This window comes from Ottowia sp., assembly GCF_047975795.1.
Lineage (GTDB): Bacteria > Pseudomonadota > Gammaproteobacteria > Burkholderiales > Burkholderiaceae_C > Ottowia.
In genome coordinates, this window is record NZ_JBKEEE010000017.1 from 78,514 (window position 1) to 102,895 (window position 24,382).

17 protein-coding genes and 1 pseudogene are annotated in these 24,382 nt (G+C 62.9%); 10 read left to right on the forward strand and 8 right to left on the reverse strand.

All coding sequences use genetic code 11. The annotated features are described in order from the left end of the window. Window positions 1-35: 35 nt before the first annotated feature. From ACK5NW_RS02440 to pbpC, 9 genes and pseudogenes are all read left to right on the forward strand, one after another. Window positions 36-1,331: a citrate synthase gene (locus ACK5NW_RS02440; protein ID WP_416924693.1), complete on the forward strand. Its 1,296-nt coding sequence runs from the start codon at window positions 36-38 to the stop codon at window positions 1,329-1,331. A gap of 243 nt (window positions 1,332-1,574) precedes the next feature. Continuing rightward, window positions 1,575-2,531 carry a LysR family transcriptional regulator gene (locus ACK5NW_RS02445; RefSeq protein ID WP_416924695.1) on the forward strand — a complete coding sequence of 319 codons (957 nt, stop codon included), beginning with the start codon at window positions 1,575-1,577 and terminating at the stop codon, window positions 2,529-2,531. A gap of 48 nt (window positions 2,532-2,579) precedes the next feature. After that, window positions 2,580-4,034: a 3-isopropylmalate dehydratase large subunit gene (gene leuC, locus ACK5NW_RS02450; protein ID WP_416924697.1), complete on the forward strand. Its 1,455-nt coding sequence runs from the start codon at window positions 2,580-2,582 to the stop codon at window positions 4,032-4,034. 60 nt (window positions 4,035-4,094) lie between these two features. Beyond that, a complete protein-coding gene (locus ACK5NW_RS02455; RefSeq protein ID WP_416924699.1) occupies window positions 4,095-4,280 on the forward strand; it encodes an entericidin EcnAB in 186 nt (61 codons plus the stop codon). 71 nt (window positions 4,281-4,351) lie between these two features. Next, entirely contained in the window at window positions 4,352-5,005 is a 654-nt protein-coding gene (leuD, locus tag ACK5NW_RS02460; protein ID WP_416924701.1) for a 3-isopropylmalate dehydratase small subunit, read from the forward strand. A 187-nt stretch (window positions 5,006-5,192) separates the two neighbouring features. Next, on the forward strand, window positions 5,193-6,260 hold the full coding sequence (leuB, locus tag ACK5NW_RS02465; RefSeq protein WP_416924703.1) for a 3-isopropylmalate dehydrogenase: 1,068 nt from the start codon (window positions 5,193-5,195) through the stop codon (window positions 6,258-6,260). Between the two features lie 20 nt (window positions 6,261-6,280). Then, window positions 6,281-6,988, forward strand: a complete 708-nt coding sequence (locus ACK5NW_RS02470; RefSeq protein ID WP_416924705.1) for a haloacid dehalogenase type II — start codon at window positions 6,281-6,283, stop codon at window positions 6,986-6,988. Between the two features lie 346 nt (window positions 6,989-7,334). Next, window positions 7,335-13,354 (forward strand): annotated as a pseudogene (locus ACK5NW_RS02475) (alpha-2-macroglobulin family protein). Window positions 13,355-13,504: 150 nt separating this feature from the next. Then, a complete protein-coding gene (pbpC, locus tag ACK5NW_RS02480; RefSeq protein ID WP_416924707.1) occupies window positions 13,505-15,742 on the forward strand; it encodes a penicillin-binding protein 1C in 2,238 nt (745 codons plus the stop codon). Between the two features lie 42 nt (window positions 15,743-15,784). Here pbpC and ACK5NW_RS02485 read toward each other — a convergent pair whose 3' ends face one another. Further along, window positions 15,785-16,855: a PQQ-dependent sugar dehydrogenase gene (locus ACK5NW_RS02485; RefSeq protein WP_416924709.1), complete on the reverse strand. Its 1,071-nt coding sequence runs from the start codon at window positions 16,853-16,855 to the stop codon at window positions 15,785-15,787. A 494-nt stretch (window positions 16,856-17,349) separates the two neighbouring features. Between ACK5NW_RS02485 and ACK5NW_RS02490 the strand changes: the two genes are divergently transcribed. Next, window positions 17,350-18,066, forward strand: coding sequence for a C40 family peptidase (locus ACK5NW_RS02490; protein WP_416924711.1), 717 nt, complete (start codon window positions 17,350-17,352; stop codon window positions 18,064-18,066). A gap of 126 nt (window positions 18,067-18,192) precedes the next feature. Here ACK5NW_RS02490 and def read toward each other — a convergent pair whose 3' ends face one another. From def to ACK5NW_RS02525, 7 genes are all read right to left on the reverse strand, one after another. Further along, complete coding sequence (gene def, locus ACK5NW_RS02495; protein WP_416924713.1) at window positions 18,193-18,741, reverse strand: peptide deformylase; 549 nt, start codon at window positions 18,739-18,741, stop codon at window positions 18,193-18,195. Between the two features lie 43 nt (window positions 18,742-18,784). Next, complete coding sequence (locus tag ACK5NW_RS02500; protein ID WP_416924715.1) at window positions 18,785-19,219, reverse strand: hypothetical protein; 435 nt, start codon at window positions 19,217-19,219, stop codon at window positions 18,785-18,787. 254 nt (window positions 19,220-19,473) lie between these two features. Beyond that, window positions 19,474-20,421 (reverse strand): LD-carboxypeptidase, encoded by a 948-nt coding sequence (locus ACK5NW_RS02505; protein WP_416924717.1) that lies wholly within the window; start codon window positions 20,419-20,421, stop codon window positions 19,474-19,476. A gap of 116 nt (window positions 20,422-20,537) precedes the next feature. Next, a complete protein-coding gene (gene tadA, locus ACK5NW_RS02510) occupies window positions 20,538-21,905 on the reverse strand; it encodes a tRNA adenosine(34) deaminase TadA (protein ID WP_416924719.1) in 1,368 nt (455 codons plus the stop codon). Window positions 21,906-22,016: 111 nt separating this feature from the next. Beyond that, entirely contained in the window at window positions 22,017-22,244 is a 228-nt protein-coding gene (locus tag ACK5NW_RS02515; protein ID WP_416924721.1) for a hypothetical protein, read from the reverse strand. A 4-nt stretch (window positions 22,245-22,248) separates the two neighbouring features. Next, the gene (locus ACK5NW_RS02520) at window positions 22,249-22,893 is read right to left on the reverse strand and encodes an FMN-binding negative transcriptional regulator (RefSeq protein WP_416924723.1); all 645 of its coding nucleotides are present in this window, start codon (window positions 22,891-22,893) and stop codon (window positions 22,249-22,251) included. Window positions 22,894-23,038: 145 nt separating this feature from the next. Beyond that, window positions 23,039-24,148: an NAD(P)/FAD-dependent oxidoreductase gene (locus ACK5NW_RS02525; RefSeq protein WP_416924735.1), complete on the reverse strand. Its 1,110-nt coding sequence runs from the start codon at window positions 24,146-24,148 to the stop codon at window positions 23,039-23,041. Between the last annotated feature and the right edge of the window lie 234 nt (window positions 24,149-24,382).

A 24,382-nucleotide genomic window follows, 5' to 3' on the forward strand; every position in this document is an offset into this window, starting at 1 on the left:
CTTCGCCCTTCACCCCTTTGAGAAAGCAGATGACCATGAAACTCTCCGACAACAAAGCCACCCTATCCTTTTCCAACGGCAATCCTGAGATTGAACTGCCGCTCTACGAAGGCACGATCGGCCCCGAAGTCATCGACATCCGCAAGCTGTACGCTCAAACGGGCAAATTCACTTACGACCCCGGCTTTCTCTCCACCGCAGCGTGCCAGTCGGCTATCACCTACATCGATGGTGACAAGGGCGAATTGCTGTACCGTGGTTATCCCATCGAGCAGTTGGCCGAAAAGTGCGATTACCTCGACACCTGCTACCTGCTGCTCAAAGGCGAATTGCCCGACGCCAGCCAGCGCGACGAATTCCACAAGCTCGTCACCCGCCACACCATGGTCAACGAGCAAATGCAGTTCTTCCTGCGCGGCTTTCGCCGCGACGCCCACCCCATGGCCGTGCTGACGGGCCTGGTGGGCGGCCTGTCGGCCTTCTATCACGACTCCACCGACATCCATAACCCGGCGCACCGCGACATTGCCGCCATCCGCCTGATCGCCAAGATGCCCACCCTGGTGGCCATGGCCTACAAATATGGCCGTGGCGAGCCTTACATGTACCCGCAAAACAGCCTCAGCTACGCAGGCAACTTCATGCGCATGATGTTCGGCACGCCTTGCGAAGACTTCCAGGTCAACCCGGTGATTGAAAAGGCGCTGGATCGCATCTTCATCCTGCACGCCGATCACGAACAAAACGCCTCCACCTCCACCGTGCGCCTGTGCGGCAGCTCCGGCACCAACCCGTTTGCCGCCATTGCCGCTGGTGTGGCCTGCCTGTGGGGCCCGGCCCACGGCGGTGCCAATGAAGCCGCCCTGAACATGCTCGAAGACATCCAGAAAATGGGCGGCGTGTCCAAGCTCGGTGAGTTCGTGGCGCAGGTCAAAGACAAGAATTCCAACGTCCGCCTGATGGGTTTTGGCCACCGCGTGTACAAAAACTACGACCCGCGCGCCAAGCTGATGCAGCAAACCTGCAACGAAGTGCTGAAAGAGCTGGGCCTGGAAAACGACCCCCTGTTCGCGCTGGCCAAAGCACTGGAAAAGATTGCCCTGGAAGACGATTACTTTGTTCAACGCAAGCTCTACCCCAACGTCGACTTCTATTCCGGCATCGTGCAGCGCGCCATCGGCATCCCGGTCAACCTGTTCACCGGCATCTTTGCGCTGGCCCGCACCGTCGGCTGGATTGCACAACTGAACGAGATGATTGGCGATCCTGAATACAAAATCGGTCGCCCGCGTCAGCTCTACACCGGTTCACCCCGCCGCGACGTGCCTTGAGGCGCTTTGGCCACTTTGCACCCCAACCCGCCTCTTCGGCGGGTTTTTTCATTGGTGATGCGGATCCTTCGCTTCTGAAAATCGGCACTATCGCGCCACGAAAAACTGGCACGCAGCCATACAAATCGCGACACCATCCATCTTCAATAACGATGTCTCGATGACTTTCATCTGAGAAAATAAAGTTAACCATCGTCAAACACGATACTTCCGCACCATTCACTTGTGTCTTCGCTTGCAGCCATGCGCCCTTCTGAACGCAGTTTTGCCCGCCGTCTGGACCTGACTTCGCTCCAGTTATTCGTGGCCGTGTGCGAGACGGGCAGCATCGGCAAGGCAGCCGAGCGCGAATTCATGGCCGCTTCTGCCGTCAGCAAACGCCTGAGCGATCTGGAGTCCATGCTGGGCACGCCCCTGCTCTACCGCCACGCGCGCGGAGTCCGCCTGACGCCTGCCGGGCAAAGCCTGTTGCACCACGCACGCGCCGTGCTGTTCGGTCTGGAGCAAATGCAAAGCGACTTATCTGAGTACGCCGATGGCGTGCGCGGCCACGTGCGCGTGCATGCCAGCATTTCAGCCATCGTGCAGTTTTTGCCTGAAGATCTGGGACGCTTTGTGCGCCAGCACCCGCAGGTCAAGATTGACCTGGCAGAGCATCTGTCCAGCAACGTGGTGCGCGCGGTGCGCGAAGGCGCGGCCGACATTGGCGTCTGCAACACCAGCGCACTGGCCGAGGGCGGTAACACCTTGCACTTGCGCCCTTACCGGCATGACCATTTGGCTTTGATTGTGCCCGCAAGGCATGCTTTTAGCGCACGAGCAGCTATCAATTTTGAAGAAACTCTGAGTGAAGACCACATCGGTTTGCACGCGGGCAGTTCGCTGTCTCAGGCCATGCAGCAAGCAGCGGCGCGCGTCGGGCGTTCCATCCGCCTGCGCATTCGTGTCACCAGCCTGGACGCCATGTGCCGCATGATCGACAACGGCCTGGGGCTGGGCGTGATGCCGCAACGCGCTTTCGAGCTGATACACGGCACAGGACGGCTGCGCACCATTGCTTTGGCTGATGCCTGGGCGCAGCGTGACATTGGCCTGATTGCACGCGACTTCGACACCCTGCCCGTAACGGCGCGCACGCTGGTCGAGCACCTGCACGCCAGCCCTGACACATCCGCAGCACCACTGGAGCGCACCGCATAAAATTTTGCCCTTGCCACCCATGATGAAACCCTTGCAATGACCACACGCATGAACGCACGCACGCTGTACGACAAGATTTGGGACGAACACGTTGTCCACACCGAAGAAGACGGCACTGCCGTGCTCTACATCGACCGCCACCTGGTACACGAAGTCACCAGCCCACAGGCCTTTGAAGGTCTGCGGCAGGCCGGTCGCAAGGTCTGGCGCGTCAGCTCTATCGTCGCCACCGCCGACCACAACACCCCCACCACCGGCTGGGAGCGTGGCTACGACGGCATCGACGACCCCATCAGCAAAGAGCAAGTCACCACGCTGGACGCCAACATCAAGGCCCACGGTGCGGCGGCGTTCTTTCCCTTTTTGCACCAACGCCAAGGCATCGTGCACGTCATTGGCCCTGAAAACGGTGCCACCCTGCCCGGCATGACCGTGGTTTGCGGCGACAGCCACACCAGCACCCACGGCGCATTTGGCGCGCTGGCCCACGGCATCGGCACCAGCGAGGTCGAGCACGTGCTGGCCACCCAGACCCTGCTGGCCAAGAAAGCCAAAAACATGCGGATCTTGGTCAACGGCAAGGCCGCCCCCGGCGTCACCGCCAAAGACATCGTGCTGGCCATCATCGGCCAGATTGGCACCGCTGGCGGTACCGGCTACACCATCGAATTTGGTGGCGACGCCATCAAGGCCCTGAGCATGGAAGGCCGCATGACGGTATGCAACATGGCCATCGAGGCCGGTGCGCGCGCTGGTCTGGTGGCTGTGGACGACAAAACCATCGAGTACGTCAAAGGTCGTCTGCTCGCCCCCGGCACCGACACGGCCAGCGGCCAATTTGTGGGCGGCCCTGAATGGGATCAAGCGGCAGCTTACTGGAGCACGCTGCATTCCGACCCAGATGCCCAGTTCGACACCGTGGTCGAGCTGAATGCGGCGCAAATCGTGCCCCAAGTCACCTGGGGCACCAGCCCCGAGATGGTGCTGGGCATCGACGGTCACGTGCCCGACCCCGACAAGGAAAAAGACGACACCCGGCGCAATGCCATCGAACGCGCCTTGACCTACATGGGCCTGGAGCCGGGCAAGGCGCTGAACGATGTACACATCGACAAGGTATTCATCGGCAGTTGCACCAACAGCCGCATCGAAGACATGCGCGAAGCCGCCGCCGTGGTGAAAAAGCTGGGGCAAAAAGTAGCGGGCAACGTCAAGCTGGCGTTGGTCGTGCCCGGCTCTGGTCTGGTCAAAAAACAGGCCGAGGCTGAAGGGCTGGACAAGATATTCACCGCCGCCGGTTTTGAGTGGCGTGAACCCGGTTGCAGCATGTGCCTGGCCATGAACGCCGACCGGCTGGAACCCGGCGAGCGCTGCGCCTCCACCAGCAACCGCAATTTTGAAGGCCGCCAGGGCAACGGCGGACGCACCCACCTGGTCAGCCCGGCCATGGCCGCCGCCGCCGCCGTGCATGGGCATTTTGTCGACGTGCGTCGCTTTGCCTAATGATCTGATGACCTGCTTTCCAAAGCGTTTCACCTTCGTCATCCACTTCAAGAACTGGTCATGACACGCCTGAAACTCGCCTTACTCACTGTCGCCACGCTGGCGGGCTGCAACACTTGGCAAGGCGTCAAGCAAGACGCCAAACAAGTGGGTGGCACCGTCACCCACGCCGTCGGCACCGGCCTCGATAAGGCTGGTGATGGCCTGAACACGGCGGGCGAAAATGTCAAAGGCGTCAGCAAATAAATCCGTTGCACTCAAACCCGCCACACCATGCGCCACCACCCACCAAACCGCACACCAAGGAAAAACACCGCATGAATCCTTTCACCGTACACCGGGGCATCGTTGCCCCCATGGACCGCGAAAACGTCGACACCGACGCCATCATCCCCAAGCAGTTCCTCAAATCAATCAAGAAAACCGGCTTCGGCCCCAACCTGTTCGACGAGTGGCGTTATCTGGACAAGGGCGAACCGGGCATGGATCCGGCCACCCGCCGCCCCAACCCTGATTTCGTGCTGAACCAGCCACGCTACCAGGGCGCATCCGTGCTGATCGCGCGCAAAAACTTCGGCTGCGGCTCCAGCCGCGAGCACGCGCCCTGGGCGCTCGACCAATACGGCTTTCGGGCTATTGTGGCCCCCAGCTTTGCCGATATTTTTTTCAACAACTGCTTCAAAAACGGCCTGCTACCCATCGTGCTGCCTGAGACCGTCGTCGCCAAGCTGTTTGACGAAGTAGCGGCTTTCCCCGGCTACGAACTCACCGTCGATCTGGAACGCCAGGTGATCGTCAAGCCCGATAGCACCGAGATCGCCTTTGACGTGCAACCCTTTCGCCGCTACTGCCTGATGAACGGCTTTGACGACATTGGTCTGACGCTGCGCCACGCCGACAAGATCAAGACCTTCGAGGCCAATCGGCTGGCCACCAAGCCTTGGTTAAGCCATTCAGTGACATCCCCCTGAGCGGCTGACGCCGCATCCTCCTTCTCTCTGCGGGAAGGAGTACCACGCCGACAGCTGGTGCAAGCCTGCTCCGTAGCATCTGCTGGAACTTGCCGGGGCCTGACGACGATCCCGGGATTTATTAGTCAAATTAGCCGCTGATGCAATAAAAACCTGCACCAAAAGCTACCAAAATAGAAGCAACCTCATGAAAATCGCCATTCTCCCCGGTGACGGCATCGGCACCGAAATCGTCGCCGAAGCCGTCAAAGTCCTGAAAGCACTGGATCTCAAGTTTGAGATGGAACAAGCCCCCGTGGGCGGTGCCGCCTACGACCAGCACGGCCATCCGCTGCCCGAGGCCACACTCAAGCTGGCCAAAGAATCAGACGCCATCCTGTTCGGTGCCGTGGGCGACTGGAAGTACGACACGCTGGATCGCCCGCTGCGGCCTGAGCAAGCCATCCTGGGCCTGCGCAAGGCGCTGGGCCTGTTTGCCAACTTCCGCCCCGCCATTTGCTACGAGCAGCTCACCCACGCCTCCAGCCTCAAGCCCGAACTGGTGGCGGGTCTGGACATCCTGATCATCCGCGAGCTGACGGGCGACATCTACTTTGGCCAGCCGCGTGGCCGCCGCCAGGCACCCGACGGGCACTTTCCCGGTGCCGAAGAAGCCTTTGACACCATGCGCTACACCCGCCCGGAGATCGAGCGCATTGCCCGCGTGGCGTTTGAAGCGGCGCAAAAGCGCGCCAAGCGCGTCACCAGCGTCGACAAAGCCAATGTGCTGGAAACCTTCCAGCTCTGGAAAGACGTGGTGACCGAGGTGCACAAAGACTACCCGGATGTAGCGCTGGACCACATGTACGTCGACAACGCCGCCATGCAACTGGTCAAAGAGCCGAAAAAGTTCGACGTTGTGGTCACCGGCAACATGTTCGGGGACATCCTTTCGGACGAAGCTTCCATGCTCACCGGCTCCATCGGCATGCTGCCCTCGGCCAGCCTGAACGACAAAAAACAGGGCCTGTACGAACCCAGCCACGGCAGTGCCCCCGACATTGCCGGCAAAGGCGTGGCGAACCCTCTGGCAACGATTTTGAGTGCAGCCATGATGTTGCGCTTTTCCCTCGGCCAGCCCGAGGCCGCCGAACGCATCGAGGCGGCGGTGAAAAAGGTGCTGGCCCAAGGGCTGCGCACGCCCGACATTCACAGCGAAGGCACCACGCGCGTCGGCACGCGCGAGATGGGCGAGGCGGTGGTCAAAGCGCTCTGACACTCTGAAAGCAACCCGCCATGGCCCCACCCCAACTGCTCGTTTTCGACGTTTTTGGCACCGTGGTGGACTGGCACGGCTCCATCGCCGCCGAAATGGCCCGCCTGTACCCGCAGGTGGACAGCAACGCCTTTGCCCTGGCCTGGCGCGCTGGTTACAAGCCCACCATGGCGCGGGTCATGTCGGGCGAGCTGGGCTGGACACGCATCGACGATTTGCACCGGATGATCCTAGACGACATCCTGCCCGGCTTTGGCCTGAGCAACATGCCAGAAAACGAGCGCCGCAGCCTCAACCGTGTGTGGCACCGCCTGCACCCCTGGCCCGACGTGGTGGCGGGCCTGGCGCGCCTGAAGCGCCAGCATCTCATCAGCACCCTGTCCAACGGCAACATTGGCCTGTTGACCCACATGGCCAAACACGCGGGCCTGCCCTGGGACTGCGTGCTGTCGGCCGAAGTGTTCCGCGCCTACAAACCGGATGCGCGCGTGTACCTGGGCGCGGCTGATTTGTTCGATTTGCAGCCTGGCCAAGTCATGCTGGTGGCCGCCCATCAGGACGACCTGGCCGCCGCCCGCGCCAGCGGCCTGCAAACCGCCTATATCGAACGCCCTTTTGAGTTTGGCGCGCAGCAACCCAAAGACGTTTCCCCCCATCCCGACAACACCTTGCACGCCCGAGATTTTGGGCACCTCGCCGATCAACTGGATGCGCACCGTCTTGCATGACGCTTTGTATTAATCGCTGCGCCTGCACAGAAGAAAAAAACAAAGCGGCACAGGCCTATTTTGCTATGTTTTTCATATCTTCTAATGCCCGCTGCATCTGCATCAAAGGCCAGTTTTACCGGCAAGCGCATTGATCCTGCACATCGGGTTGAAACTCGCCTGAAAAGCGTTGACCATGCCCGTGCGAGGCTTGGTTTTTGTTACGCTTGGCTTTATGCCTGCATTGCCCATCACCTCTTTCTTTGACCGTTTGTTTTTGCATGCGCCTGGCGCAGCCCAGCCTGCCTCAGGCAGCGCACAGCGTCGTCTGCACCATGGACTGAGCCGGGCCGCACGGCTCGCCAGTTTGGTCGCAGTCGCGCTGGCGTTGGGGTCTGAGGCAGCCACGGCGGCGGATACCTTCAGCGTGGCCTCTTTCACCCCACAGGGCGAAGTGGCGCGGGTGCGCCAGATCACCGCCCGCTTCAGCGTAAACATGGTCGCCTTTGGCGACCCCAAAGCAGCCGCGCCATTCACCGTCAGTTGCGACGATGCCAGCGCCTCCAAAGGCCAGGGCCGTTGGATCAGCGCGCGCGAATGGGTGTACGACTTCGATGCCGCCCGGCCCCCGGGGGTGCGCTGCCAGGCACATCTGGTTTCAGGCACTCAATCGGCTTCTGGTGCGGATTTAAAGGGCACAAGCAGCTATCTTTTCAATACTGGTGGGCGTTTGTTCAATATATGCGTTCGGGCACTGGTCGCATCATTGAAGAAGAACAAATCTTTGTAATGCACCTCAACGGCCCAGCTACTCCCGAAAGCGTGCAGGCCCATATGTGGTGCGCCGCCGATGGCCTGGGCGAACGCATACCGATTACGTTGGTCACCGGCGACGAGCGCACTGCCTTGCTCAAGACCCAGGGACTGACGCAGGCGGACGAAAAAACCCCGCAAAGCATCTTTACCCTGCGCTGCAACCGCCGTCTCAGCCCCGACAGCCGGGTGCAACTGGTGTACGGCCCCGGTGTCAGCACGCCCAGCGGTGTGCCCAACCAGGTTGAAAAGCGCTTCACGTTCCAGGTGCGCCAGCCGTTCACGGCGAGCATGAGTTGCCAGCGCGAAAACGCCCAGGCCGCGTGCATGCCGATCCACCCCATCTCACTGCATTTCAGCGCACCCGTGCCGCGCCGCCTAGCCGAGCAGGCGCGCCTGCGTTCTGACAAAACCGAATACAAACCCGTGTCCGAGGCCAACGCCGACCCCGAGGCGCTGATCGAGCGCGTGCTGTTTCCTTCCCCCCTGCCGGAGCGCACCGACCTCACCCTCAGCCTGCCCAAGGATCTGAAAGACGCCAGTGGCCGCTCATTGGCCAACATCGCCAGCTTTCCGCTGAAAACCGCCACCGGCCCCATGCCGCCGCTGGCCAAGTTTGCCGCTGCACCGTTTGGCATCGTCGAGCGCTTTGCCGAAGGCCCGGACGGCCCGGCGCTGATGCCGCTGACGCTGCGCTATGTCGAGCCGACCTTGCAAGCCCAGGCGCTGCAAATCAGCAGCTTGCAACCCGGCACCGACGCCGACATCATCACCTGGTACCGCCGGATCGAGGGCTTTGATACCGGCGATGTTTCTCGCAGCGTGGCCCAGCGCCTGGCGCGCGGGCCGCTGCCCAAACCATTTCCGGGCGATAAATGGTCTGAGGGCTGGGTAGAAACACGCGCCCTCTCGCTGCTCAAAGGCTTGCCCAAGGTACAAACCATGGACGTGCCGCCCAAGCCCAAAGGCGACGAACGCCCGTTTGAAGTGGTGGGCGTGCCGCTCAAGCCTGGCTTTCATGTGTTGGAGCTGGCCTCGCCGCGGCTGGGCACTTCGCTGCTGGACGAGCGCTATGGCACCCAACGCCCCATGTACGTGCGCACGTCGGTGTTGATCACCAATCTGGGCGTGCACTTCAAGCAAGGGCGTGATGGCCATGCGCTGGCCTGGGTGACCACACTGGACAAGGGCCAGCCCGTCAAAGATGCAGCCGTGCGCGTGTCCGACTGCAAAGGCAAGCTGCTGGCCGAAGCCCGCACCGACGCCCAGGGGCTGGCACGCCTGAGCAAGCTGCCATCCGAGGCAGTGGCCTGTTTTGATGAAGTGAATGACCGCAGCTACCGCTCCAGCGCGCTGTTCGTCAGCGCGCGCTCAGGCCAAGGCACAGATCAGGAACTGGCCTTCACCTGGTCGGACTGGCAACGCGGCATCGAGCCGTGGCGCTTTGGCGTGCCCACCAGCCAAGACCCGAACCCAACGACACGTCTCCACACCGTGTTCGACCGCACCTTGGTGCGCGCGGGCGAAACCGTATCGATGAAGCACCTGCTGCGCACCGAAACTTCAGGCGGCTTTGGCCTGCCTAAAGCCAACCCTGACACGCTGGTCATCACCCACCTGGGCAGCGGCAAACAATACACCCAGCCTTTGAGCTGGCGCGGCACCGCCACCGGCGGGCGCAGCGCCGAATCGACCTTTGCCGTGCCCGCCGCCGCCCATCTGGGAGCCTACGAGCTGACGCTGGGCACCGCCACCAAAGACGGTGTTTACCCGTCGTTCACCAGCGGCCAGTTCCGCGTGGAAGAATTTCGCCTGCCGGTGCTGCAAGGCCAGATCGGCCCCGCAAGCCAAGACCCACTGGTGGCCGTCAGCAGCGTGCCGCTGCAATTGCAAATCAACTATGTCGCCGGTGGCCCTGCGGGCGGGCTGCCGGTGCGCGTGTCAGCCTTGATGCACGACAAAGCCCTGTGGTTTCAAGATTACGAAGGATTCAGTTTCGATCCGCCCGGCGCTGCGGCCTCGGCAGATCCACATGGCGGCGATGGCGCTCCGGCCACCACCACCGGCAGCGCCCCGCGCGTGGTGGCCGACAAACTGCCCGTCACCCTGAACGCCAAAGGCACGGGCCAACTCGATCTGGCCGATTTGCCTGCCGCACCGCGCCCGCAAAATTTGCGCATTGAAGCCACTTTTGCCGACCCCAATGGCGAAATGCAGGCACTCAGCCACAACACCACGCTGTGGCCTGCCGCCGTGCTGACGGGCATCAAGGCCGATGACTGGGTGTCGGCGGGCGACTCGGTCAAGCTCACCGCCGTGGCGCTGGACTTGCAAGGCCAGCCCAAGGCGGGCGTGCCGATGGACGTGCGCGCCGTCGCCCGCATCACCACCAGCAGCCGCAAGCGCATGGTGGGCGGGTTTTACACCTACGACAACCGCACCGAAACCAAAGACCTGGGCACCGTGTGTACCGGCTCCAGCGACGCGCGCGGCCTGCTGGTGTGCGACGCCAAACTGGCCGAACCGGGCGAGATCGAGCTGGTAGCCACCGCCCGCGACAGCCAGGCGCGCACCGCGCAAGCGGCCAGCACCGTGTGGGTCACGCGCCAGGGCGAGCTGTGGTTTGGCGGCCAGAACCACGACCGCATGGACGTGCTGCCCGAGAAAAAAACCTACCAGCCGGGCGAAACCGCCCGCTTTCAGGTGCGCATGCCCTTTCGCTACGCCACGGCGCTGGTGGCGGTCGAGCGCGAAGGCGTGGTCAGCACCCAAGTCATGGAACTGCGCGGCAGCAACCCCACCGTGGATCTCAAGGTAGACGCGAGCTGGAGCCCCAATGTGTACGTCAGCGTGCTGGCGCTGCGTGGGCGCGTGTACGACGTGCCCTGGTACAGCTTTTTCACCTGGGGCTACAAAACCCCACGCGACTGGTGGCGCGCCTTCTGGCACGAAAGCAAGGACTACGTGGCCGCCACGCCGCTGGTCGATTTGAGCAAACCCGCCTTCCGGCTGGGCATGGCCGAAATTCGCGTCGGCACCGCCGCGCACCAGTTGGCCGTGGACGTCAAAGCCGACAAACTCAGCTACCCCGTGCGCGCCAAAGCGCAGGTAACCATTTCCGTCAAACGCCCCGACGGCCAGCCCGCCGCAGGCGCTGAAGTGGCGCTGGCCGCCGTCGACCAGGCCCTGCTGGAGCTTAAGCCCAACACCAGCTGGAAACTGCTGGAGGCCATGCTGAGCCGCCGATCATGGGGGGTGGAAACTTCTACCGCGCAAATGGAAATCGTGGGTCGGCGCCACTACGGCCGCAAAGCCGTGCCCACCGGCGGCGATGGCGGCGGCACAAGCACCACGCGCGAGCTGCTCGACACTCTGCTGCTGTGGAACCCCCGCGTGGTGCTGGACGCGCAAGGCCAGGCCAAGATCGAAGTGCCACTGAACGACGCCCTGACCACCTTCCAGATCGTGGCCGTGGCCGACGAAGGCACGGGCCTGTTTGGCACTGGCCAGACCGCTGTACGCGTCACGCAGGATTTGCAAATCATCAGCGGACTGCCGCCACTGGTGCGCGAAGGCGATGCGTTCCGCGCCCTCATCACGCTGCGCAACACCACCGCCCAGCCTATGAAAGTGGGCGTGACCCCACGCGCCACACTGCTGCAACTGGCGCCCCAAACCGTGGACATCGCGCCTGGACAGGCGCGCGAGCTGCACTGGGATGTGACCGCCCCCGTGCAACCTGCCCACCAGCGCGCCGAAGCCTTGCAGTGGGAAATACAAGCCCACGACAGCGTGAGCGACGTGCGCGATGCACTCAAGATCAGCCAGCGCCTCATCCCCGCCGTGCCTTTGAGCGTGCAGCAAGCCACGCTGACGCAAGTCGACGGCAGCTTCACGCTGGACGTGGCTCCGCCCGCCAATGCCCTGACACTGCAAACCAGCGGCCATGCAGGAGATGCGGGCCATGCCGGTGCCCCGCGCCGCGGCGGACTGAACTTGGCCTTGCAGCCCAAGCTGGCCGAGGGCCTGCCCGGCGTGCGCCGCTGGTTCCTCAACTACCCCTACAGTTGCCTGGAGCAAAAAACCAGCAAAGCCATTGGTCTGCGCGACATGGCGCTGTGGCAGCAAACCGTGGCGCAACTGCCCAGTTATCTGGACAGCCAGGGTCTGGCCTATTACTTCCCGCCGCGCGCGGGCACGGCCGATCGCGGCAGCGCCACCCTGACCGCCTGGCTGTTGGCGGCCACGCACGAAGCCAGCCAGCTCGACAAGGGCTACGCCCTGCCCGACGCCGCCCGCGCGCAGATGATTGCGGGCCTGACCGGTTTTGTCACCGGCCAGATCGAGCGCACCGAGTGGTCGCCCCGCGACGATCTGGACGTGCGCAAACTGGCCGCCATCGAAGCGCTGGCCCGCCACGGTGCGGCCACGCCCGCCATGTTGACCAGTCTGAGAGTTGCCCCCAACCAGTGGCCCACCAGCGCGGTGATCGACTGGGTCAGTATCCTGCAACGCCTGTCCGGCGTGGCCGAGCAGCCCAAACTGCTGGCCGAGGCCCGGCAAATCCTGCGCGCACGCCTGTCCACCTAGGGTACGCGCCTGATCTTCAGCACCGAAAGCGACGACCACTGGTGGTGGCTGATGGCCAGTGGCGACGTCAACGCCGCCCGCCTGCTGCTGCTGGTGATGACCGATGCCGACTGGGCCGACGATCTGCCGCGCCTGGTCACCGGCTTCATCGCACGCCAAAGTGGCGGTGCCTGGAACACCACCACCGCCAACCTGTGGGGCGGGCTGGCGCTGGAGCGTTTTTCAAAAACGCACGAATCAGCCCCCGTCAACGGCCGCACGCAAGCCACGCTGGGCGACACCTCTGCCGAGGTCGATTGGGCCAAAGTCAAACGCCTGACCGCTGCCGACCTTCAAGAGCAGCAGCCTGCACACAGCGGGTTCAATGCCTCACCCATCGCGGGCCAATTGACCAACAACACCATGCACCTGCCCTGGGGCAACGCCCGCCCCGGCGCGCCTGAGCCGCTCACCCTCACCCACCGCGGCAGCGGCAAACCGTGGCTCACGCTGCAATCGGTGGCCGCCGTGCAACTGACCGAGCCGCAATGGTCGGGCTACCAGATCAAACGCACCGTCACCCCCATCGAGCAGGCCGACAACACCCTGCCCGCAGGCCACTACAGCCGGGGCGACGTGCTGCGCGTGGCGCTGGACATCACCGCCACCACCCCCATGACCTGGGTCGCCGTGACCGACCCGGTGCCCACCGGGGCCACCTTGCTCGGCAGCGGCCTGGGGCGCGACTCGGCCATCGCCACGCTGGGCGAAAAAATTGGCAACCCGCTGGGCCGCGGCGCACAACCCGACTTTGTCGAACGCAGCTTTGAAGCCTGGCGCGCCTACTTCAGCTACCTGCCCAAAGGCAACACCCAGCTTGAATACACCGTACGCCTGAACAATCCCGGCACCTTCCAGTTGCCCCCCAGCCGGGTCGAAGCGCTGTACGCACCCGAAATATTTGGCGTGGCACCCAATGCGCCAGTGACGGTGAAGGCACCATGACACGACCTTGTGGCAACCTGCATTTTACTATTATTTATATAGCTTCTAACGCTTTATAAATCAGCGCCAATAGCCTATTTGATGCATCAATATCAATGCGTATCGACACAGCCGACCAACAACACTGATCCGCGCATAGCGTGGATACGGATGCGTCATTTCGCGCGCTCGGCTGCGCTGATCATCACGCTGGCGGCAACCCCTGCCGCCTGGGCCGACGTGCCGCGCTTTGCCGATGTACAGCGCGGCTGGCAGTCGTCTGAAAGCTGGCTGCTCGATCGCCAAGGCGCGCCTTTGCAGCGCCTGCGCACTGACGACAGCGTGCGGCGCGGCGTCTGGACACGGCTGCAAGACGTGTCGCCCGCCCTGCGCCAGGCGATGGTACTGTCTGAAGACAAGCGCTTTTACGAGCACAGCGGCGTCGATTGGCGCGCTGTATCGGCCGCCGCCTGGGGCAACCTGTGGAACACGCGCACGCGCGGCGCATCCACGCTGACCATGCAATTGGCCGGGCTGCTGGACGACGATTTGCGCCTGGGCGCAGGCGGGCGCACTCTGCGGCAAAAAATGGGGCAGGCAGTCATGGCCACGCGGCTGGAGTCGGGCTGGCGCAAAGACCAGATTCTGGAGACTTACCTCAACCTGGTGCCGTTTCGGGGCGAGCTGGTGGGCATCGACGCGCTGTCACGCACGCTGTTCAACAAAGCGCCGCACGGCCTGCAAGACACCGAGGCGGCGATTGCCGCTGCCCTAGTGCGCGCACCCAACGCCGCACCCACGCGCGTGGCCGAGCGCGCCTGCGGCGTGCTGAAAACCATGCGCAGCCCGCAAACAGCCACCGACTGCGTGGCGCTGGACATGCAGACTGCGCTGGTGCTGGCACGCCGCGCCTGGATGCCCAGTGAAGGCGTGGCCCCACACCTGGCGCGCCGCTTGCTGGCGCAACAGCCCGCCGACACCCCGGCTCGCCCGCTGCGCAGCACACTGGACGCCCGCTGGCAGCGCCTGGCCGTACAAACCCTGCGCCAACACCTGCGTGAGCTGGATGGACGCCATGTGGAAGACGGGGCCGTGCTGGTGCTGGACAACGCCAGCGGCGAGGTGCTGGCCTGGGTCGGCTCCAGCGGCGATTTGAGTCAAGCTGCCGAAGTCGATGGCGTGACCGCGCTGCGCCAGCCGGGCAGCACGCTCAAGCCTTTTCTGTACGCGCAAGCGCTGGCCGAGCGGCGCATCACCGCCGCCTCGCTGCTGGATGATTCACCCGCCCACCTGCAAACCGCCAGCGGGCTGTACATCCCGCAAAATTACGACCGCCAGTTCAAAGGCTGGGTGTCTGTCCGCACCGCGCTGGCCGCGTCGCTGAACGTGCCTGCGGTGCGCACCGGGGTGATGGTCTCGCCCGATGCGTTTGCGCGTCAGCTGGAACGCCTGGGCATTGACCTGAAAGAAGGCGGCGACTATTACGGCTACAGCCTGGCGCTGGGCAGCGCCGAGGTTTCGCTGCTGGATCTGACCAACGCTTACCGCGCGCTGGCCAATGGTGGCCGCCTGAGTGCGGTGCGCTACACGCCAGATCACACCTCACCCGTGTTCACGCCTGCACTGGATGCAGGCGCGGCCTTCATCGTCGGCGACATCCTGAGCGATCGCAACGCCCGCGCCCGCACCTTCGGCACCGACTCCATCTTGGCCACCCGCTTTTGGGCGGCGGTGAAAACCGGCACCAGCAAAGACATGCGCGACAACTGGGCCGTCGGCTGGTCAGCCCGCTACACCGTGGGCGTGTGGATCGGCAATGCCAGCGGTGAGGCCATGTGGGACGTCAGCGGCACCAGTGGCGCGGCCCCCGTGTGGGCCACATTGATGCGCGCGCTGCACGCAGACACCCCTTCACCCGCACCCCGCCCGCCCGCCGCTTTGGTGCACACTGCCGTGCGCTTTGGCAACCACCTCGAAGCGGCGCGACAAGAATGGTTTTTGCCTGGCACGGCACAGGCTATTTTTGCTATAGATTCAAGAGCTTCTGACGCAAACCATGCAAGCGTAAAAAGCCAAAACAGATCACAACCTGCCGCCCACGCCAGCACCGCCGTGCCGCCCCGCATCACCAGCCCACAAGACGGCACTATTCTGGCGCTGGACCCTGACATTCCCCCCACCCGGCAGCGCCTGAGCTTGCAGGCCGACGCAGGCAGCCTGTCTGCGAATCAACTGCGCTGGTGGATCGGCACGCGCCCCATCGGCCGCGGCCTAAGCGCGCAATGGCTGCCCTGGCCTGGTCGCCACGTGGTGCAACTGCGCGATGCGCGCGGCGCGGTGCAAGACGAACGTCGCATTGAAGTGCGCGGCGCTGCCGTTAAACCCGGGGCCAAGCCGCCTGCGCTTTGACCGGCAACCCATCACAAGCGCCATTTTTTGATCGAGGCCCGCTTATTGGGGCTGCAACCGGAGCAATCTGCCTGAAGGGTTGTCGGTCAGCACGTACAGCAGTCCGTCCGGCCCCTGCCGCACGTCGCGGATGCGCTGGCCCACGTCTTGCAGCAGCTTGTGCTCGGCCACCACCTGTGCATCCTTGATCTCCAGGCGACTCAGGTACTGAAATTTCAGCGAACCAACAAACAGGTTGCCGCGCCAGGCTGGCCCATAACGGTCGCTGGTTAAAAAAACCATCCCCGACGGTGCGATGGACGGCGTCCAGTGGTGCAACGGCGCGGCCATGCCCGGCTTGGCGCTGGCACCCTCACCGATCGGGCTGCCGTCGTAGTTGATGCCAAAGCTCACCTGCGGCCAGCCGTGGTTGGCCCCTGGCTGTGGGCGGTTGATTTCATCGCCGCCCTGCGCGCCATGCTCGTGCGTCCACAAACTTGCGTCGGCCGCCAGCGCGGCCCCTTGCATGTTGCGGTGGCCGTAGCTCCAAATCTCCGCAAGCGCGCCCGCACGGCCCACAAAAGGGTTATCACGCGGCACGCTGCCGTCCTTGCCCACGCGCACCAGCTTGCCGTGGTGGTTGTCCAGCGTTTGCGCGTCATCGCGCTGCGAATAGCGCTCGCCCAGGGTCAGAAACAGCGTGCCGTCAGGCTTGCCATTAACCTGCCGCTCAACGATGCGACAGCCAAAGTGCAGGCTGCTTTGCACCTTGGGCCGTTGGCTGAAAATCACTTTCACGTTCTCCAGCCGCTTTCGGTCATCCGACAGTTGCGCCCGCGCCAGTGCGGTGCTGTTGCGCATGCCCATGCCGGGTTCGCTGAAGCAAAAATAGATGATGCGATTGTGGGCAAAGCCGCTGTCGGTAATGACATCCAGCAACCCGCCCTGCCCGCCCGTGGCCACCTCCGGCAAACCCAGCACAGGCGCTTGCAAACGGCCATGGGCCTCGACCACGCGCAATCGACCAGGCCGCTCGGTGACCAGGAAACGCCCGCCTGGCAAAAAGGCCACCGCCCATGGGTGTTGCAAACCACTGGCCACGGTTTGCGCATCAATGGTTTTTGCCTCAGCCATTTGCGCCAATACCATGCTAGAGGCGCTGATAGTCAACGCCCCAAAAGCTAGACTTTTGATAGCCTCATGCATAATGCTGAGCGACGAAAAATGCATAAATAGCTCCTTTTCTTCTTAGAGCGTGTCCAACGTCTCAGGGTGAGGGGTGTGGGATGCGGATCGGAATGGACTGCAAGGCGCAAACCGCCCGAGGCCGCGCCCACACACCCGCGCAGAGACGTTGAATACGCTCTTAGCTTATTGATTCCATGCCCGCCTTATCTGTTGCGCAACATCAAAGGCTTTCCACCGTAATGGGCTGCTGTGTGAATTATTTTTCATATATCAAGGGTAAACCCGCAAGAAACAGGAAGATGAACCATAGGTTACCTCCAGTGTTTAATTTACACTTTGTGACCTTTCGACCTCTCGAACAGTCTTTCAGCATCAATTGCACCTCTAAAGCGCTTGGCCTCGCGCCATTGGCATCCAAGTCGCCTAGTCACTGAAATTTCATGCACTCTAAAATTGCTGCTTTCGTTTTGGTGGCCGCGACCGGTCTGTCCAACGCACTGGCCGCGCCAGACCAAGCCAAGCCACCACAACAGCCGTCCGAAAAAAGCTCTGCCACCCGCATGGGCGAGTCCATTGGCCAGGCATCAACCCGTGCCACCGAGCTGGTGATGAATGCCTTTGGCGCGCTGGACATTCCCTATCGCTTTGGCGGCACATCGCGCGCCACGGGCTTCGATTGCAGTGGCTTTGTGCGCGCCATGTTCGAGCAGACGGCGGGCCTGCTGCTGCCGCGCCGCGCTGCCGAACAGGCTGCGGCCACCACCAAAATCAACAAAGCCGAGCTGAAGCCGGGCGATCTGGTGTTCTTCAACACCTTGCGCCGCTCGTTCAGCCACGTAGGCATCTACATTGGCGACGGCAAGTTCATGCACGCCCCACGCAAAGGTGCCCAGGTGCGGGTAGAAAGCATGAACGTGCGTTACTGGCAAAAGCGCTTTGACGGCGCGCGCCGGGTATTTGCCAGCGAGCCAGCCACCAGCGCCGACAGCGCAGCCCCGGCATCGGCTGCTGCCATACCTTCTTCACCAAGCACCGAAACTGCGCCGCGTGTACTCAACCGCGAATCACCTGCACCCAGCGCTGTGCGCCTGGGCGGCACGGCCAGCCGCTCCAGCAACAGCACGCCAACACCGCCTGCCGCTGACCAGAGCATTTGATGGCATCGCCACAACGGCGACGACCCACCTTTCAGCCGAGCAGCAAAAAGGGCCTTTCAAAGGCCCTTTTTCATGACTGGCGCGCACCGCATAAAACGCACAAAACACACAAAACACACCAACGGCCTACTCGCCGTTGTTCGTGCCATCATCATCCAGGCCCGGAAACAGCACCTCGGTAAAACCAAACTGGGAAAAATCGCGCACCCGCATCGGGTACAGAACGCCCTGCAAATGGTCGCATTCGTGCTGCACCACACGCGCATGAAAACCGTCTGCCACACGATCAATCGGATCGCCATAAGGGTCAAAGCCGGTGTACCGAATCTGACGCCAGCGCGGCACTATGGCGCGCAAACCCGGCACGGACAGGCAACCCTCCCAGCCTTGCTCTTCGTCATCTGACAGCGGCTCGATCACCGGATTGCACAGCACCGTGCGCGGCACCAGGGGCGCATCGGGGTAGCGCGGGTTGACAGCGCTGGAGCCAAAAATCACCAACTGCAAGTCGACCCCAATTTGCGGCGCGGCCAAACCCGCGCCATGGGCCGCCTGCATGGTGTCGAGCATGTCACGCACCAGCAAGTGCAGCGTATCGGAGTCAAAAGCTTCAACCGGGCGGGCCTTACGCAGCAAGCGCGGGTCGCCCATTTTCAGGATGGCATGCACGGTCATAGGTGCATCATCGCGCAAAAATCAGCCGCACCAACGGCAATTTTCAGCGCCGCCCACCGCCGCCCGATGGACGACCACCACCCGATGGCCTGCCACCGCCCGGCGGTCGCACATGCCCACCACCTGCGCCCGCTCCAGGCGGTCGGCCCGACGGGTGCGCCCCCCAGTGGCCACCCGGTGGTCGGCCATTGCCCCAGCCAGGGCGAGGCGGTGGAGGCCGATGCCCATGCCCGTGGTGATGCCCGCCAGAGCCGCCATAAAAGCCAAACGACAACGATGGCCCCCAGTAATAGGGGTAAGGCGCAGCGTAATACGGCCCGCCGTAATAGCCCGCCACATCCGACTGGTACACCATCGGCGCGCCCACTTCGTAAGGCTCCACCGGAGCCACCACACAACCACCCATGGCCACCAGCACCATGCCTGCCGCAGCCAGGCCCAGACGTTGCCGCCATGAATTTGAAACTGTCATGCTCATCGTGAACCTCTCCTGCTGAAACGGTAAAAACACCACACCACACCACACCACACCAAAGGCAGGATCCGGCTTGTGCCTGAAAAACGCTCGCGCGCCCTACCCCGCTATAACGCAGCAAAGCCCCTTCATGCCGACCTGTGGCACTTTGCCTGCACCCGCCTTTACCTTGGCACTCTGCCAGTCGGAACGCATCGTGCGCAGTAGCGCGGCTTGCCCGTAGCGTGGCGGGGACAAAGACACCGCAGTTTGCAGCCTCAGTGCTGGTGCCCCCACAGCAGCAGTGCATCGCGCTCTTCGATCAACACGTCCACCTTGGCACCCACCGGCAGCAGCACTCTGGTGGGCACATGACCAAACGGCAAGCCTGTCAACACCGGCACTTTGAGCTGACTGCGCAGCCAGGCCACCACCTTGGCCAGCGTGTAGCCCCGGTCGTGCGGCGTTAACTGGTAGTCGGTGAACTGACCCAGCACAACCGCTTTTTGCCGCGCCAGCACGCCCGCGTGCAGCAATTGCGCCAACATGCGCTCGACGCGGTACGGGTGCTCGCCCACGTCTTCCAGAAACAGCACGCCACCTTCTACCCCAGGCCACCAGGGTGTGCCCAGCAGCGATTGCACCAGCGCCAAATTGCCGCCCCACAGCGTGGCGGCGTGCACCAAATGCGGGCTGCGTCGCCGCCCCGCCGATGCCTCCAGCGCCGCCACGTCGGCCGCAGGCAGACGCCAGCCGGTACCTTCGCCCGTTTGGCTGACCATGTCGCCAAAGCAGGCCAGCATGATCTCGTCCGGGCCGCTGGCCTCAGCCGTGCCAAAGCCTTCCAGCAAGGCAGGCCCGGCCCAGGTCACACCACCGCCCTTGGCCAGCAGCGCCAGTTGTAACGCGGTGAAATCTGAAAAACCGACAAAACGGGTGCCATGACGGACAGCGCGCGCCAAGGCGCGGTACGGCAACGCGGGCAGCAGGCGCGACAGGCCGTAACCGCCGCGCGTGATCAGCGCCACATCGGCCCCGCTGGCAGCCGCGCGGCCAATGGCGGCCAGGCGTGTGGCGTCGTCACCGGCAAAGCGCTGCCAGGTGGCCAGCGCACTGGGGTCGATTTCAATTTCATGGCCCAACCCTTTCAGCCGCTGCACGCCGCGCCGGAAAGCGGCCTTGTCACGCACCGCGCCGGAAGGGGAATAGATGTAGATGTGGGCCATGACTCAGGTTTGCAACTTGACTAAAATTTATAAGAAAACCGGCTTTGACGCAGATGTAACTTACGTCAAAAGCTATCAAAATTATAGAAGCATGTGACCCGCCAAGCCACACCGCATCACCCCGGGCTGAAATACGCCAGCGCCCGCTGCGCGATCTGCGCACCGTGCTCGGGCACGAAATGACCCGCCTCAGGCAGCACCCAGGGTTCAGGGCAGCCGCGAATACCCGCTTGCAGTGTGCGCATCACTGGCTCGCCCAATACCGGGTCTTGCGCACCCACCACCATCAGGCTCTGGCCGTGCCAGTCGTTTTGCCAAAACTGCTGCGCCTGGCGCGAAATGGCAGCACCGTCGTCGTCTGGTCGTTCAGGCACGATGGCCGGAAAAACCCGCGTGGCGGCGCGGTGGCCTGCATCGGGAAACGGGGCCATGTAGGCCGCGCATTCGGTGGCGCTCATCTGCGGATTACCACGCGCGAACAAGCGGGCGATGTCAAAGTCGGGCTTTTGGGCGCACATCGCGCGCCAGGCGATAAAGCCAGCAGACAGCGGCTGATCGCCCGTGGCCAGCAGCGTGTTCATCACCAGCAGGCCGCGGTAACGCTGGGGCGCGGCCATGGGCAGCGTCAGCCCCAGCAGGCCACCCCAGTCTTGCACCACCAGCACCACGTTGCGCAGGCCCAAACGCTCCACCAGTTCCAGCAGCACCTGCCGGTGCCAGCCAAAGGTGTGAAAGTGATCTTTCTTGGGCTTGTCGCTTTTGCCAAAACCGATCAGATCCGGGGTCACCACACGGTGACCTGCAGCCACAAAAGGGGCAATCATGTGACGGTATAAATAACCCCACGCCGGGTTGCCGTGCAGGCACAACCAGGTGATGGGAGCCTCTGGCGGCCCCTCGTCCAGATAGTGCAGACGCAGCCCATCCAGCGCAGGCAAGTCGCTGACGTAGTGCGGTGCCCAAGGGTAGCCGGGCAAATTGGCAAAGGCGCTGTCTGGGGTGCGCAGCGCATCATCACGCACGGGGCTTGGGTTCACTCGTCGCTCCTTGAAAAACTGGCGCAGCAGCGCGCCGCACTCATCCGCCAACACACCGCCTTGCACTTGCGTCTGGTGATTCAGGGCGGTTTCAGAAAACAGATTTACCACGCTGCCCGCTGCGCCAGTTTTGGGGTCAGCCGCGCCAAACACCACGCGAGCCAAGCGCGCGTGCAACATAGCCCCGGCGCACATGGTGCAAGGCTCCAGCGTGACGTAAAGCGTGCAACCATCCAGCCGATAGTTGCCCAGCTTTTGTGCCGCAACGCGCAAGGCGGCAATTTCAGCGTGCGCCGTGGGGTCGCGGCCTGCGATGGGGGCATTGCGCCCAGTGGCCAGCACCGCGCCGTCAGGCCCCAGCAGCACGGCACCCACCGGCACCTCGCCTGCATCGGCCGCAGCCTGCGCCTGGGCCAGCGCTAGGCGCATGGCTTGCTTATCGGTCAAAGCGCTGTCACCTGGCAAGTGATTTGCTTTCAATTGAATAGCAACCTGCGCAGATACATCAAACGCCGTAGGCTGTTTCTTCACAGATCAGAAAGCATGACCACAGCAGCATCACTTGATGTCATCCGGCACATCGCGCGGGGTTTGCATGGCAGTATCGAGTTGCTGTTTGACCTGCTGCTGGATTTGCCGACTCTGCTCGGCCACGTTGGCAGCCGCAGGTGCCGACGCTGCACCCGGCACCTGCACAGGCCGGGGCACGAAAGCCACCTGACGCGAGTTGAGCCAGCCCATCACCACCAGCACAATCAACAAAATCACTAATGCCAAGCTGCGCATGCATTCACTCCTTGGGTTCAGGCAAAGACACTAACCCTAGCACGCCCATCCAGTCGGCCAGCGCCCGTTCATTCGGCGTACCCGCAGCATACTGCGCATGCATGGCTGCATGCGCCTCAGGGCGGTGCTGGTTCAGCTTGAGCGCGCATTGCCAGCGGTCCACTTTCAGCTCAAAACCCACAATGCCCGCCAGCATCTTGCGCTGAAACTCTGGCGACAAATCGCGCCACTGCTGGGCATATGTCGGCTCGTGCTCGCCAATCAGGCATTTGAGCAAGCGGTCTTTGGCATCGGCATCGTCGTGGTCGATCAACCGGGCCGTCACCTCGCTGTGCACGGCCAGGTAACTCCACGTGGGCACCCGTGTCAAATCCGGGTAGACGCTGGGCGACATGTACGCATGCGGCCCCATGAATGTCACCGTCGCGCGCGGACGCACCGCCAGTTGCCGCCATTGCGGGTTGGCCCGCGCCACATGGCCCCACAGCGTGAAATGTCCCGCCCCACCCTGCTGCACGTGCAGCGGCAAATGGGTGACGACTGGCAAGCCGTCATCGCCCACCGTAACCAGGCTGGCCAGCGGGTGCTCGCGCATCAGGCGTGCTGCGATGGCAGCGTCCTGACTGGCAAAAGGCGGAGGAATGTACATGACGCGCGAAAATGAATGGACGTGGGGTTGAGGGGCATCGCCTGCGGCCAGCACCGGCCGCAACGTGAACGCATGGTAGCGCAGACCGCTTACCTGCCATGCCTTGTGTTGAAGCGCTTGTGCATTCGCCAGAAGATGATTTTTCTTACCCCAGCGATTCAGCCACCAGCTGCGCAATGGCCAGGCAACTGGTCAACCCCGGCGACTCGATGCCGAACAAATTGACCAACCCCGGCACGCCGTGCTCACGCGGGCCTTGAATCACGAAATCTGCCGCTGGCTCACCCGGCCCACTGATTTTGGGACGAATGCCCGCGTAGCCCGGTTGCAACGCACCATCGGGCAGCGCAGGCCAGTATTGGCGCGCCTCGGCATAAAACGCCTCGCCGCGCGTCGGATCAACCAGATAGTCGTCGGCCGAAGCCACCCATTGCACATCTGGCCCAAACCTGGCCTGCCCGCCCATATCCAGCGTCAGATGCACGCCCAGGCCACCCGGCTCTGGCACGGGATAAATCAAACGGCTGAACGGCGCGCGGCCTGACAGGGCGAAGTAATTGCCCTTGGCGAAGTACGCCTTGGGCACATGGTGGGCCGCCAACCCTTCGGTGCGGGCAGCCAACTCTGGCGCATGCAGACCCGCCGCATTGACCACGCAACGCGCCAGCAGTTGCGTGCCGTCGGCCATTTCTATTTTGATGGTGCCATTGGCGTTTTCTGACTGCACCACAAGCCGATCAACCCTGGAGTGCACGGCCAGAAGGCCACTCACATTTTCCACATCACCCAGCAGCGACAGCATCAACGCGTGGCTGTCCACGATGCCCGTCGAAGGCGACAGCAGCGCCGCCTGACAGCTCAGGTGCGGCTCCAGCGCCTGCGCCTGCTCGCGCGTGAGCAGCACCAGATCAGTCACCCCATTGGCCACTGCACGCTGCGCGATGGCGCGCAACTCACTCATCTGCGCGGCGCTGGTGGCCACAATCAGCTTGCCACAGCGCCGGTGAGCGATACCGCGCTCGGCGCAATAGGCGTACAGCATCTGCTTGCCCTGCACGCACAGCTGGGCTTTCAGTGAGCCGGGTGGGTAATAAATGCCTGCATGAATCACCTCGCTGTTGCGCGCACTGGTGGCGCTGCCAAAGCCATCGGCCTGCTCCAGCACCAGCACCTCGCGCCCGGCCAGCGACAGCGCCCGCGCCACCGCCAGTCCGACGACGCCAGCACCGACCACGACAACATCTATTTGATCCAGCATACCGAGGACGAAATTAATGAAAATTAACTAATTAATCATATTAACAACCAGCCAATGGGCCAATCTCCATCAATCATTTGCCCAATAATAATATTTCAGGATGATTAGCGATTGCTAAGGAAGGTCTGCACAACCCCCGCTGCAGGGCGAGGTGACGCGTGAATGTTCACATGGCGAAACGAGCGTTGAATTTCTCATCGTTTTGCGCTGTTTTTGGTTCGCTTGACCCTG